Source organism: Campylobacter sp. LH-2024 (assembly GCF_048270605.1).
In the GTDB taxonomy this organism is placed as follows: domain Bacteria; phylum Campylobacterota; class Campylobacteria; order Campylobacterales; family Campylobacteraceae; genus Campylobacter_D; species Campylobacter_D molothri.
In genome coordinates, this window is the sequence record NZ_CP168139.1 from 1,233,471 (window position 1) to 1,247,443 (window position 13,973).

A 13,973-nucleotide genomic window follows, 5' to 3' on the forward strand; every position below is an offset into this window, starting at 1 on the left:
ATCTATCCCTTTAACTTTCTTTATAGGCATCATTTAAAGATACAAAATCTAAGATTTTACAATGAATTTTTAATCTCTCGCGAACACTATCAGGATTTATATTTTCTGGTATTTCCATTGTTATTTCAAAATAATCCACAGTTGAATTTATATCTTTTGCTAAATTGATTGTTAATAAATTAATTTGCATTTTAGCTAAAACTGCCAAAAACTCTGCTAAAACCCCTTTTTTATTTTCCAAAGAAAAAATAAGTTTATAAGATTTCGGTATATTAGAATCCCATTTTATAAAAACCATATCTCTTTTTTTTTCTATCATTTTTTCCGCTCTATCACAAAGCTTATGATGCACTATAGCGTTTCCACCCTCTACAAAAGCAACTACTGCATCGCCTCTTTTAGGATGGCAACAATAGTCAAAATCTACATTTGCTATCTTATGATTGGAGTAAATTAAAAAATTTCCTATATTATATTCTTGAATTTCATATTTATCAAACCAATAAGATTTTTTTGCATATTTTTTAAGCCCATTAACAATATCTTTAAAATAGATATTATCATTAGCTACTTCTCGTATGCGTCTTCCTAAATTTTCTTTTTCTATCCAAGCTTCTATTTTATTTTTATCTACACTAAAAACAAAACTAAGCATATTAATAGCGCTTGCAAGATTAATTTCTCTTATTTTTTGCTTACAAAATTCTCTAATACTAGCTTTTGCTTTTCCTGTTTTAACACTATCAATCCAAGAACAACGATAAAATTTATCTTCGCTGGTAACAACGCGAACAATATCTCCGTTTTTTAATTCTGTAAGTAAAGGAACTCTAATGCGATTAACATAAGCACTTTTTGCATGAAGTCCAATTTTAGTATGCACTTCGTAGGCAAAATCAAGAACTGTAGCGCCTCTAGGTAAAGTAAAAATCTCTCCTTTTGGAGAATATACAGCTATATCTTCTACATAAAGGCTATCTTTAGCATATTCATAAAGCTCAATAGCATTATAATCTTCAGCATTTTGAGGATTATTGGCACTTTGTATTGAAATATCGGTCAACCAATCTAAATTTGGTGCAACAACGCTGCCATCTTCTTTATATTTCCAATGAGCAGCGATTCCAAATTCTGCGATTTTATGCATATCAAAAGTTCTAATTTGCGCTTCAATAATATTTTTTGTATCAAAAAGTGTTGTATGTATCGTTTGATATCCATTCTGTTTTGGTAAAGCTATATAATCTTTAAAACGGGAAATTAAAGGATTAAAATTTGTATGCAAAATTCCCAAAGCTAAATAACAATCGCTTACCCTTTCAACTAAAATTCTTACACCTAATAAATCAAGCACTTCTTCTATACCTATGCCTTTTCTTTGCATTTTAAGATAAATAGAATAGCTATGCTTAATACGCTTTTGAATTTTAAAACTTCCTTGCCTAAAACCATTGCTTAAAAATAAAATTTCTATTTTTGAAATGAATTCATTAAGCCCTAATTGCATTTGCTGATCATTAGAATTTATATAATTATCTATTATATTATATTCATCAGGCATTAAATATTTAAAACTTAGATCCTCTAAATAATTTTTAATACTAGAAATACCCAGTCTATGAGCTATAGGAGCATAAACAACCAAAGTTTCTTCACTAATTCTTTTTTGTTTATCTTCTCTTAAGGCATCTAAGGTTAACATATTATGCAATCTATCACAAAGCTTAACAATTAAAACACCCACATCTTGAGTACTGGCCAAAAGCATATTTCTAAATGTTAAAGCAGATTTAGTTAAATTTTTTTTTGACTTAGAAGAAATGAGGTTATCTTCTCTAATTTCTATTATTTTAGTTAATCCTAAAACTAATTTTAAAACATCATGTCCAAAGGCTTTATTTAGTTCTTCTTCTGTGCATTCTGTATCTTCAATAACATCATGCAAAAGAGCAGCCAAAATAGCAGCTTTATTATCACTTAAAAACCCTACTAAGGTAGCTACTAAAATAGGATGTATAGCATAAGGTTCGCCGCTTTTTCTCGTCTGTCCTTCATGATAAAATATACAATATTCTACTGCTTTCTCTAAAGTAGAATCGCTTTCACAAATGCAAAAAAGAAGCTCTTTTGCTCTTGTTAAATCCTTGCAATTTTTAACATCATCAATGAGTTTTTCTAATAATAAATCCTCATCGATCGGTCTCACCTAAACCCTCTAAAGTAATTTTATCTTCTGCTATTTCAAATAAAGCAATATCAGCAAATTTTAATTTATTTTTATCAATATCAACTAAAGGTGTGGCTCCATCAGCTAATTGCTCTGCTCTTTTTGCTACCACTAAAGATAAACGATAACGATCATCTCCCATTTTTCTTAAAGCTTTTGCTGCTATCTCTTCTATTCTACAATCCATTTATTTTCTCCTTTTATTGATTTTTAACTATGGAACAAAGACTTGTATCACCCTGTATAATTTTTAACAAATTGCCTTCTTCAAACATATTGCAAACTACTATTGGTAAAGAATTATCTTTAGCTAGAGCAATAGCTGTATCATCCATAACTTTAATATTATCCTGCATAGCTTCATCATAAGTTAAAGTTTGCAAAAATACTGCATCATTAAATTTATTTGGATCTTTATCATAAACACCATTAACTTTTGTTGCTTTTATAACCATATGTGCATTAATTTCCACAGCTCTTAAAATAGCCGTAGTATCTGTTGTAAAATAAGGATTTCCAGTTCCAGCAGCAAAAATAACTACTCGACCTTTTTCTAAATGTCTATGAGCTCTTCTCATAATATAAGTTTCACAAAATGCTTCCATTTGTATTGCACTTTGAACCCTAACATCAAGTCCAGAACTCTCAAGAGCTTCTTGAATTGCAATAGCATTGATCACAGTAGCAAGCATACCCATATGATCTCCACTAGTACGCTTAATGAGTCCTCCTTTAGCTACAGAAACACCTCTAATAATATTTCCACCACCTATTACTATACCTACTTCTATATCATTTTTTACTAATTCTTTAATCTCATTGGCGATAAATTTTAAGATAGAATTTTCAATTCCAAAGCCATTCTCTCCAGCTAAAGCTTCGCCTGAAAATTTTACTAAAACTCTTTTTTTATCCTGCATAATCTCTCCTTAATCCGTGAAATTATAGTTTAAAGTGAATTAAAATTAGCTAATTTAGGCTGATTAATTCTAAAGGATTGATATGAAAATTTTTTTGAGTAACCTCAAAAGTTAAATCATTTTTAATTCTACCCACTATGGCGCCTTTTTTAATATTTTTTCCTACTTTAATATTTGGAGCTATTTTATCAAGATGTGCATAAATCGTATGAATTCCATCATCATGCTCTACAATAACAACACGTGCCAACATACTTGTATCTTTTGCAAAAACCACTTTACCGTTTAAAACATTTTTAACCACAGCATCAGATTTTTTGCTTTTTAAAACAACGCTTTCGTTAAAAATTTTAATATTATAGATTGGATCGATATAATTTCCAAATTTTTGCTTAACAGTAAAAGAATCCAAAGGCGCTATCGTTTTTTTTCCTGTGTAGCGTTTGATTGCACCACCTTGATAACTTGAACCAAGTTGACGAATTTTTTGATCATTATTTGCAATTTTTGAATTGTCAATCGATGATTTTTCTTGTTCTTTTTCTGCTTGCTTTCTTTGTATTATTCTTAATTGATCGAGAGTTTTTCTTAATTCATCTTGTTGAGCTTGTAAATCTTCAAGTTTTTTAACATAAATCGCACGATCTGTTTTTTGTCTATTAATTTCATCAACTTGCTTTTTTCTTAAATCTTGAAGTTTGACAATTTGTGCATTATAAACTTTTAAATTATCATTAATTTTTTGAATTTGTGCTTGTTTATCATCAATTAATTTGCTAACATCTTCATAATCTTTAGAAAGTTTAAAAATCTCATTACTTAAAACTTTATCTAATTTTCCTAAAATTTCAAAAGCTATAAAACTTTCTTTACCTTCAACATAACCTTGAGGTATGGGTAAATCATAAGCAAAATCTTTTGCCATTAAAGCAATTAATTTTCCCTCCATACTCGCTCTACTTTTTAAAAGATCACCATTTTGAGTTGTCAGCAAATTAAGCTCTTTATATTGGGCTTTTGCGCTTTCTTCGAGTTTTGCAGTTTGAGAATTAAGCGTTTGAATTTGAAAACTTAAATCTTTTAGGGTTTTTTCTCCATTTAATATATCGCTTGCTAAATCTTCAAGTTTTTTATTTAATTGCTGTTGTATGCGTTTATTTTCTTCTAAATTTTTTGCTTTCTCATTTAAAGCATTTGCATAAATTTGCGCATAAGCTAAAAAAAGAAACAAAATGATAAAAAAAATCTTTTTTATCATTTTTTAACCCTAAACATCACAGAATTTACAAATAATAAACATACAAATAAAGTAGCTAAGAAAATCAGACTAAGCTGTAAAACAAAATTAATTGGAGGCAATATAATATCCACAGCTTTTAAATGATTTTGAATAATTTCAAGATCATAAATTTGAGTAAAAAATATTAATAAAATAACAAAAGCGATCAAACAATCCATAAATACAATCTTATAAAGCATAAAAGATCTAAACCAAAATGGTGCTCCAAAAAGACACATAATTTCTACGCGTTCTGTATGTTCAAAAAGCCAAATTCTCATCTGTTTTAAAAATAAAACAAAAGAAAGAACAATAATAATAATTAAAAATAACCAAAATACAAATTTCATTAAAACGAGTAAGGAATAAACCTTATCATGCGTTTTGGCAAAAGTTTCAATCTTAGTAATACCTGAAATACTTAAAAGTTGATTTTTAATCACATCAAGTTCATTTTGAGTAGGTAAATGATTTAGTTTTATGCTATAAAATTTAGGCAAAGAATTTTTTAATGCTTTTAAATTTTTATCTGAAATATCATTTTTTAAACGTTCAATTAAATTTTTTGGATCTAAAATTTCCAAACTAGAAAAAGAGGAAATTTTGGTTTTAATAATATTTTTATCAAGCTCATTAGAGCTTACAACTATAATGTTATAATCTTTATTTGCTAATTCTTCATAGTATTTTAGAGTTGAATTGGTAAGCAAAATAAATTCAAATGCAAACATCATAAAAAGCAAAGGTAAAATTAAAGATAAATGCGTTCTAAAAAATTTCATTCATTGTTCCATTCTCTATGTTAAACCGACGATAATTTAATCTCAAATTAACTGGTATTCTATGAGTAACTACAACTACACAAGTTCCTAAAAGTTCTCTAGCTGATTTTAAAAGTGTCCAAATAATATCCGAAGAATATTCATCCAAATTTCCCGTAGGCTCATCGCACAATAAAAGTTTAGGATTGTGTGCTAAAGCTCTAGCCATAGCTACGCGTTGTTGTTCACCCCCACTTAATTGATTGGGCAATTTGTCAGCTTTAAAAGTTAAATTAACATGTTTTAAAAGTTTATTTGCTTGATCTTGACAAACTTTTTTACTATATCCTTTAATCATTAAAGGAAGCATAACATTTTTTTCAACTGTATATTCTTGTATAAGTCTATAATCTTGAAAAATAATACCTATTCTCTGGCGTAATTTTAAAAGATCCAAATTTCCAATTTTTTTCATCGAAGAACCACAAACTTGAAGTTGTCCTGAAAGAAGTTCTAAATCTCCATAAAAAGATTTTAAAAGTGTACTTTTTCCACTTCCACTTTTTCCTGTAATAAAAACAAAATCATCATCCTTAAAAGTAAAACTCGCTTCTTTAATAACCAATTCATCATAGCCTAAAGAAAGTTTATTTGCTTGAATTAAATTGGGCATTTTTATTCCTCTTCAATTTTCAAATTTTTTAATTATGCTTTGTTTTTGCTTAAATTTCAAGAAAATCAAGCAATATCAAAATGAAATTTAAGCACCTTTTTTAATTTTTCCATTGCCTTTAAATTCTCTTTAATCTTAAAAGGCTTTTTAAATAAAAATTCTATTTTATTATTTACACAAATATAACAATGTTCAGGTTTGTTAAAAGCACCAAAAGCTATTTTAAAAATCAAGCCTCGCTTTGCTTGATACAAATTTTCAAAATGTAAAAAATAATCATCTCCTTTTAGGGTGAAATTTTTAAAATTTTTCTCCAAAAAAATTAAATCGTTTGTATCAAATGTAATATCAGAAAAATTAAAATCATCTAAGTTTGATTCACTACAAACTCTATCTAAATTCCATACCCAAAGATCAAAAATATCTTTATTTTGTCTTTTCCATCTATCCTCATATTTACTAGAAATTTCAAGTTTTTCATTTTTTTTAAGGCTAAATTTTGGAGTGTTGAAATTTAAAAATTGTTTGAGCGTAAAATCAAAATATTCATAGCTATCCGTTCTAAGTTCAAATCTCCCATTTTTTCCTAAAACTCTAGCGCATTCTAAACAAAAATTTTTTGCAATAACTCGTCTATGTGGTTTTTTATCCCAAGGGACTGGAAAATGTAAAAAAATTTTTTCCACAGAATTTGACTCAAGTACGCTAAGCAAAAGCCTAGCATCACTTTGTATTAATATAATATTACTTAAATTTTGACTCTTAGCTAATTTAGCCACTTGAGTAATAGCTGGATTATAAATTTCAACCCCTATTATTAAAACATCTGGATTATTTTGAGCTTGATAAAGTAAATGTCTACCTGATCCAAAACCTATCTCAATATAAATTCTTCCTTTAATCTTTGATAATAGCTGATCAAAGTCAAACGCAATTAAAGAAGTTTTTTCAATTAACGCATTATGTTTAAATGCAAAAGCCTCACTAACAATATCTTCACTATTGCAAAAATAGTCCTTAAAAACTTGTAAAGATTTTTGCAAATAAGCTATTTTAGAAGGTTTAGTATGCTTATCACCCTTAATAATAAAATAATTTTCTTCTTTTTTAATTTGCAAAAAGAAACTTTCTTCATTTACTTTAGTATATATTAAAATAACATTATTATTTTCAGCCATCCACTCTAATTCTACCTCATCTTTTTTAAAAGGTAAAATCAATTCTTTAATTTTTTTAACTTTAAAATTTGGCACTACTGCGCCGCCTTAACTCTTTTTGAAGGTTCTGAGCGCAATCCAGCAGAATCAATTGCAATAACTTCATAGCTATATTCTACCCCTGGCAAGGCCTTGATATCTTTTAATTTTTTCTCTTTAATACCTTTAAAAATAGCATTTTGCTCTCCACCATAACGCCTAACTTCATATTCTACAGCCCTAGAATCCCCATCAACCCATTCAAGATTAATTCCTTCTGGTGTACTTTGAGCTAAAATAATACTTGGCGAAGAAGGAATGCCTAAAGTTTTTCCTTCAACTCCATTTTTTGGCATAGGACCTTCTAATCCATCTACATCAACCATAGTTACTTTATAATATTTAGTCTTATCTGAACCCTCAACCAAATCTTCATAAGAATTTTTATCTGTTTTAGCAATAAGAGTATAAGGAAGAAAACTTGAACTTGTAGAATAAACTTTATAATAAGAAAAATCTTTATAATTAGGCGCATCCCATGTTAAAATTATTTTATTAGAAGCATCTGAACTAGCATTTAAATTCTGCACCTCTGGTGGCAAAGCTTTACTTGTGGAATTCAATACTTGACTTGGTTCGCTTTTAATTCTATCAAAACTTACAGCAATAATTTGATAATTAAAATTTTCATTTGGTTTTAGATCTTTATCTATGTACTCTGCACTTAAACGATTTTGAACCTCGGCTATTTTTTTAAAATTGTCTTCATTGCTTTTTGATCTTTCAATAATATAAGAATTTACCCTCAAATCAGGATGAGGACGCCAAATTAATTTAATACGATTTGGTAAATTAGTTATAGCTTGAACATAAGGAATAGCCTCAAGTCTTGGCATAGTGCTTACTTCAAAAATTTTTCCATCTTCTGAAGGATGTCCTTGATTATCAAAACTTCTCATTTTATAATAATATTTTGTATTAGGCTTAAGATTGGTATCTACATAATGAGTTTGAAATTTGTCTTTGATAGTTGCTATGAGCTTAAATTGAGGATCTTCATCACTACAACGATATAAATAAAAACCTTGTATATTATCATCATACAAAGGTTCCCATTCAAAAGCTATATTACTCATATCGCTAAGAGTTTTAATATTATCCATCTTAGGTAAACTTTCATTAATCAATACTTCTTTACTAGATTCAGTATTTGAAACCTGTGAAACACTACAAGCGTTAAATAAAAGAATTAAAATGCTTAAGCAAAGACTCAAGTGAAATTTTTTCATCAATCTCTCCTAAAATAAATTTATTCTTTAAAATTTCTTTAAAATCTCCCATTAAAGGAGCTTTAATAAAAATAGTTTTCTTTTTTTTAGGATGAGTAAAATATAAAAAATAAGCATGAAGCATCACCCTACCTTCATATTTTCCTCTATAACCATACAGTTTATCACCTAAAATATGACGATTTATGCTTGCTAAATGTGCTCTTATTTGATGTGTTCTACCTGTAAAAAGTTTAGCTGCTATTAAATTAATATCCCCATTGCTCATCAAATTAATAAAAGCACTTTTAGCATATTTACTCCCTTTGGTCTTATCACTTACTGCTATTTTTTTGATAGCATTTGTTTGAGATCTAGCCAAAGATTTTTCGATTATAATTTTATCTTCTTTTAGTGACAAATCAATTAATGCTAAATAAATTCTTCCCATTGTTTTATCGCTTAATTGTTCGCTGAGTTTTTGATGTGTAAAATTGTTTTTAGCTATAAGTATAGCGCCACTTGTATCTTTATCTAGCCTATGAACAAGTCCTGCTCGAATTTCTCCACCCAAATTAGATAAAGTATAATTTTTTGCAAGCAACCAGTCTACTAAAGTCAAACTTTTAACGCTATTTGCTCCATGCACTACTAAATTTGGAGGTTTATTTAAGATAAGTAAATCATCATCTTCATACAAAATTTCTATATCAAAATTAATATCAAAAGACGATTTTTCTTTACATTCTAAAGGAGGAAATTCTACAGAAATTTCATCACCAATTTTTAATTTAAATGAATTTTTATTTTGAATTTTATCATTAACTTTAACGCATTTTTTTTCTATAAGCAATGCCACTTGTTTACGACTTTGTTTTAATATTTTTGCTAAAAAAATATCCAATCTTAAATTTTCATCCACTAAAAAAGTTTGCATTTTTCCTAAAATTATCTCATTAAATTTAAAATCTTATCTTATAATTCTCATTTTAATATTATAATTTAAAAAGGCAAATTTTGTTTATACTGGATAGAAGAATATTAACACATTTTGATTATATGCAGCCTATATTATTCACACCTATTATACTTCTTTCCTTTTTTTTAATTTTTGAGGCCCATGCTTTACTAGCAGAAAAACAATTCGTTTATACTTGTGTTGGCACACTTGCTTTTTTTATTTTTTTCTTTATTCCTATTCGAAAGCTAATTTGGCTTATTCCTATAGCCTATTTTATAAATATTTTTTTACTTTTAAGTGTTGATATTTTTGGAGTTGAAAAATTAGGGGCAAAAAGATGGCTAGAGATTCCTTTTACACAATTTACAATACAACCTTCAGAAATTTTTAAACCAAGTTTTATTCTAATGCTTGCCTATTTAATTTATCAAAATCCACCACCACATAATGGCTACAGACTCAAAGAATTTTTAAAAATTAGTTTTTTTATTATTTTACCTTTTTTATTGATAGCAAAAGAACCAGATTTAGGAAGCGCAACTGTACTATTAATTGTTGGCTTTGGAGTGCTTTTTATTATAGGAGTTCATTACAAAATTTGGTTAAGTATTATTATAATTATAGGTATTAGCTCACCTATAATCTATACACATTTTTTAAAACCTTACCAAAAACAAAGAATTCATGATTTTATAGCAGAAAAACCAAGTTATCAAGTTGCCCAATCAATGATAGCCATAGGTAATGGGGGGCTTACTGGCAAATCAGAAGATGAAGCTACTCAAACACATTTTAATTTTTTACCTATATCTACAAGTGATTTTATTTTTGCCTATTTAGTAGAAAGATTTGGATTTTTAGGTGGATTAGTTTTGATCTTATTATATGTTTTACTTATTTTTCATCTTTTAAGTCTTAACAATAAGCTTAAAAATGATTATTTTACCCGAGTAGTGGTTAATTGCGTCGCCTTGTTTATTTTTATTTATGTTGCAGTAAATATTTCCATGACTATAGGTTTTGCCCCGGTTGTTGGAATTCCCTTACCTTTTTTTAGTTATGGCGGAAGCTCTTTTACTATTTTTATGATTTTTTTTGGAATACTGCAACATCTTATTACATTCAGATATTTTTGGATAGATAAATAAAATATTTTTAAGCAAAAATAAGTTATAATTCTCGCTTTTAAAATGGATTTATAGCTCAGTTGGTTAGAGCAACCGGCTCATAACCGGTTGGTCGCAGGTTCGAGTCCTGCTAAATCCACCACTTCAAATTAAAATTTTAAATTCTTTTTTTAAATATTACGAAAGCTTAAAATAAATGATTCAGATTTTTATTTTTTAAGATTTTTTTAAGATAAAAAAATAAATTAAACCAAATTCTATATCATTTTCCTTTCATCGCTAAGAATTAAAAACTATTAATTTTACTATAAATCATGTGCTTTAGAACTATTATTAGATTATCTAATTCTATATTTCATGTGTCTTAAAATCTCCATTCTTTCTTAATTTCATTTAAAACTTTTAAATATACTGTATAATCTGCTTTATCATTAAGTACAAATCTTATATTATAAATATCATATCTCATAATTAGCTCTATATTTTTATTTAGATCTAAAATATTACTTAATAAATGAGATTATTTTACTTTACTTATATTTTAAAATTTGTTAACCTAAATTTAAAAACTAAACAAAAAGATGCTTTTATAAAATGTCCCGAAGCTCTTTCACTAAAAAATCATTCTACCTCTTCATTTATATTGACTTTTCTTTAATACTATTATGATTTTTATCTACAAAAACTTCTTTATATTAGTAGTAGCTATATTTTTAAGCTTTTGCAAAAATCTATTCTTTTATATCAATGAAATATCTCACATCCATTCTAAAACTTGACTAAGTTCTTTAGCCACAAAACATTTTAAACCCACATCTTCAATAGGCTTTGAAGGAATAATAGCATTTTTAAATTTTTGCATTTTGGCTTCTTTTAAACGAATATCAAGACTAAAAACCTCTCTAATTTCACCATTTAAACTAAGCTCTCCAATAAAAACACTATCTTTACTTAAAGGACGGTTTTTAAAACTTGAAATTATAGCCGCTACTACAGCCAAATCAGCTGCAGTTTCATTCACTTTAACTCCACCGCTAATATTCACAAATACATCATAATGCCCTAATGGAATTTCAAGTTTTCTTTCAAGTAATGCTAAAAGCATATCAAGACGGTTTTTTTCATAACCTGTAGCACTACGTTTTGGATAAGCGCTTTCGCAAACCAAAGCTTGCACCTCTAAAACCAAAGCACGAGAACCCTCCATCACTACACCTAAGGCACTTCCTGAAATAGCCTTTCCTCGAGTAAAAAAACGATTAGCTAAATTTTTAGTACTTATTAAACCTTTAGGAGTCATTTCAAAAATTCCTACTTCGCTTGTCCCACCAAAACGATTTTTAAAACCTCTTAAAAGTCTAATTTCTTTTGTTGCATCTCCTTCAAAATAAAGAACCACATCTACCATATGCTCTAACACCCTAGGACCTGCTATAGCTCCTTCTTTGGTAATATGTCCTATAATAAAAGTGCTTATATTAAAAGCTTTGCTTACCCTCATAAGCTCGAAAGTAATCTCGCGTACTTGAGTAATACTTCCGGCTGCGGAAGAAATTTTATTAGAATATAAAGTTTGTATGGAATCAATAATTAAAATTTCATAATCTTTTTTATGTAATTCCTCTAAAATATTTTCAAGGCATAATTCAGTTAATAAAAATAAATCAGATGTATTTGCTTCAAGTCTATCTGCTCTTAATTTAATTTGCGCCTTACTTTCTTCTCCGCTAACATAAAGAACTTTTTTACCTCTTTTGGCTAAATTTGAAGCAATTTTTAATAAAAGAGTTGATTTACCTACACCAGGACTTCCACCAATAAGAATTAAAGAACCCTCAACCAATCCTCCACCCAAAACCAAATCGAGCTCGTCATCTCCTGTGCTTGATCTTGAAAAATATTCAAGCTCCACATCTTCAATACACACAGCTTCACTAGATTTTGAACTTGTTTTAGCAATTTCTCTTAAAACTTGAATTTGTTCTGATTTTAATTCTACAAAACTATCCCAAGATCCACATTCTGGACATTTCCCTAACCATTTACTTTGTTGATTTCCGCAAGCTTGACATTCAAAAAGCGCTTTATTTTTGGCCATTTACTCAAAAACGCCCTCTAATAAAATATCTAAAAAATTATCCGGATTAAATTCAATCAAATCTTCCATTTTTTCGCCCACTCCTATATATAAAATAGGAAGTTCAAGCTCTCTTGCTATACCTAAAAGTGATCCACCCTTAGCTGTACCATCCAATTTAGTAATAATCACTCCATCAAGTTTAATAATTTCATTAAAAGCCTTAGCTTGTAAAATTCCTGCATTGCCTTGAGTACCATCAAGAACTAAAATTTTTCTATGTGGAGCTCCCTCTAAAGCTTTATTTGAAATTCTCACAATCTTTTCAAGTTCATTAGCTAAATTTTTTTGATTTTGCAAACGACCAGCAGTATCTATAATAACCTGATCAAAATTTTTAGCCTTTGCTTTACTAATTGTATCAAATGCAACTGCTGAAGGATCGTGTCCTTGACTTGTAAGTACAATATCTACCCCAATTTTTTCAGACCAAAGACGCAATTGTTCAATGGCGCCTGCCCTAAAAGTATCACAAGCGCCTAATATTATTTTTTTTTGTCTATTTTTATAAAGATAGGCAAGTTTAGCAATAGTTGTTGTTTTTCCTGCTCCATTAACCCCTAAAATCAATTCTACAAAAGGTTTAGAATCTAAAATTTCAGGCTTATCGTAAAGAAAATAAGAACTCATAACACGTTTTAAATCTTCTTTTTTAACGTCATTACTAGGCGGCAAGTAATAAATAATTTCCTCGACAATTTCATAGCTTACATCAGATTCTAATAAAATTTCCTCAAGTAATTCTTTAGTTATCTTCTTATTATTACCCTTAACACCAATAATCCCTTCAAGAGTTTTTGTAAGTCCTTTCTTTATAAAATCAAACATTAGAATATAGCCTTTTGAATATCAATTTCTAGCATCTCTTGAGGAATAAGACCTAAATACTCATTAACTAATTTAGAATATTTATCATATAAAAACATAGTAGGAATTCCATTAACACCGCCTAATGATTTTGCCAAGAGATAATTATTTTCTCCATTAGCTATTTCATATATAATCTTATGTTTATCTTTAAAGGCTTTAATATCTTCATCACCTTTATCTTCTAATAAAACACCTATAATATTAACTTCATCTTTATATTTATTTTGAAGATTATTTAAAGAAGGAATTTCTGCAAGACAAGGAGTGCACCAAGTGGTAAAAAAAACAAATAAAGTCGCTTTATCAGTATCAAAAGTAATTTTTTTATTATTTTTTTCAACTAAAATCGAAGTCCCATTGATAAGATGAATATCAAAATTTAAATCTTCTCCTTGTTCTAAACTTGCCTCTATATTTGAACTTGTATTTTCATCTTTATTTCCTTGTTTATCATTGCTACAAGCTATAAAAAAACAAATTATCAAAGTTAATAAAAATATTTTTTTCATAGTCTATTATTTCCTTATTCTCATTTAAAAAATGGTAAAATTATA

13 protein-coding genes and 1 tRNA gene are annotated in these 13,973 nt (G+C 28.2%); 2 read left to right on the top strand and 12 right to left on the bottom strand.

Going from position 1 to position 13,973, the window contains the following annotated elements:
• Window positions 1-10: 10 nt before the first annotated feature.
• The 9 genes from ACD570_RS06265 to ACD570_RS06305 form a co-directional block, all read right to left on the bottom strand.
• Complete coding sequence (locus tag ACD570_RS06265; RefSeq protein WP_337207483.1) at window positions 11-2,206, bottom strand: RelA/SpoT family protein; 2,196 nt, start codon at window positions 2,204-2,206, stop codon at window positions 11-13.
• Window positions 2,190-2,414 (bottom strand): DNA-directed RNA polymerase subunit omega, encoded by a 225-nt coding sequence (locus ACD570_RS06270; protein WP_200282738.1) that lies wholly within the window; start codon window positions 2,412-2,414, stop codon window positions 2,190-2,192. The genes ACD570_RS06265 and ACD570_RS06270 overlap by 17 nt, the downstream gene beginning before the upstream one ends.
• 13 nt (window positions 2,415-2,427) lie before the next feature.
• On the bottom strand, window positions 2,428-3,147 hold the full coding sequence (gene pyrH, locus ACD570_RS06275) for a UMP kinase (protein WP_200282740.1): 720 nt from the start codon (window positions 3,145-3,147) through the stop codon (window positions 2,428-2,430).
• A gap of 49 nt (window positions 3,148-3,196) precedes the next feature.
• The gene (locus ACD570_RS06280) at window positions 3,197-4,405 is read right to left on the bottom strand and encodes a murein hydrolase activator EnvC family protein (RefSeq protein ID WP_200282742.1); all 1,209 of its coding nucleotides are present in this window, start codon (window positions 4,403-4,405) and stop codon (window positions 3,197-3,199) included.
• Window positions 4,402-5,208 carry an FtsX-like permease family protein gene (locus ACD570_RS06285; protein ID WP_337202122.1) on the bottom strand — a complete coding sequence of 269 codons (807 nt, stop codon included), beginning with the start codon at window positions 5,206-5,208 and terminating at the stop codon, window positions 4,402-4,404. The genes ACD570_RS06280 and ACD570_RS06285 overlap by 4 nt, the downstream gene beginning before the upstream one ends.
• Entirely contained in the window at window positions 5,195-5,860 is a 666-nt protein-coding gene (locus ACD570_RS06290) for a cell division ATP-binding protein FtsE (RefSeq protein ID WP_137624383.1), read from the bottom strand. Before ACD570_RS06290 ends, ACD570_RS06285 begins: the two co-directional genes overlap by 14 nt.
• A 65-nt stretch (window positions 5,861-5,925) precedes the next feature.
• Window positions 5,926-7,113 (bottom strand): tRNA (guanosine(46)-N7)-methyltransferase TrmB, encoded by a 1,188-nt coding sequence (gene trmB / locus ACD570_RS06295; protein ID WP_337207487.1) that lies wholly within the window; start codon window positions 7,111-7,113, stop codon window positions 5,926-5,928.
• Window positions 7,113-8,348, bottom strand: coding sequence for a ferrous iron transporter A (locus ACD570_RS06300; RefSeq protein WP_417904239.1), 1,236 nt, complete (start codon window positions 8,346-8,348; stop codon window positions 7,113-7,115). The genes trmB and ACD570_RS06300 overlap by 1 nt, the downstream gene beginning before the upstream one ends.
• Window positions 8,293-9,261 (bottom strand): RluA family pseudouridine synthase, encoded by a 969-nt coding sequence (locus ACD570_RS06305; RefSeq protein ID WP_417904240.1) that lies wholly within the window; start codon window positions 9,259-9,261, stop codon window positions 8,293-8,295. Before ACD570_RS06305 ends, ACD570_RS06300 begins: the two co-directional genes overlap by 56 nt.
• Window positions 9,262-9,341: 80 nt before the next feature.
• On the opposite strand from ACD570_RS06305, the gene ACD570_RS06310 reads away from it, so the two are divergent.
• Both ACD570_RS06310 and ACD570_RS06315 read left to right on the top strand, forming a co-directional pair.
• Window positions 9,342-10,433 (top strand): FtsW/RodA/SpoVE family cell cycle protein, encoded by a 1,092-nt coding sequence (locus ACD570_RS06310; protein WP_337199430.1) that lies wholly within the window; start codon window positions 9,342-9,344, stop codon window positions 10,431-10,433.
• A gap of 44 nt (window positions 10,434-10,477) precedes the next feature.
• A tRNA-Ile gene (locus ACD570_RS06315) sits at window positions 10,478-10,554 on the top strand.
• 615 nt (window positions 10,555-11,169) lie between these two features.
• On the opposite strand, the gene radA is transcribed toward ACD570_RS06315, so the two are convergent.
• Genes radA through ACD570_RS06330 form a run of 3 tightly spaced genes read right to left on the bottom strand, consistent with a single transcriptional unit; the run spans window position 11,170 to window position 13,928 of the window.
• Window positions 11,170-12,510 carry a DNA repair protein RadA gene (radA, locus tag ACD570_RS06320; RefSeq protein WP_417904241.1) on the bottom strand — a complete coding sequence of 447 codons (1,341 nt, stop codon included), beginning with the start codon at window positions 12,508-12,510 and terminating at the stop codon, window positions 11,170-11,172.
• On the bottom strand, window positions 12,511-13,377 hold the full coding sequence (ftsY, locus tag ACD570_RS06325; RefSeq protein WP_200282760.1) for a signal recognition particle-docking protein FtsY: 867 nt from the start codon (window positions 13,375-13,377) through the stop codon (window positions 12,511-12,513).
• The gene (locus ACD570_RS06330; protein ID WP_200282763.1) at window positions 13,377-13,928 is read right to left on the bottom strand and encodes a TlpA family protein disulfide reductase; all 552 of its coding nucleotides are present in this window, start codon (window positions 13,926-13,928) and stop codon (window positions 13,377-13,379) included. The genes ftsY and ACD570_RS06330 overlap by 1 nt, the downstream gene beginning before the upstream one ends.
• Window positions 13,929-13,973 lie beyond the last annotated feature (45 nt).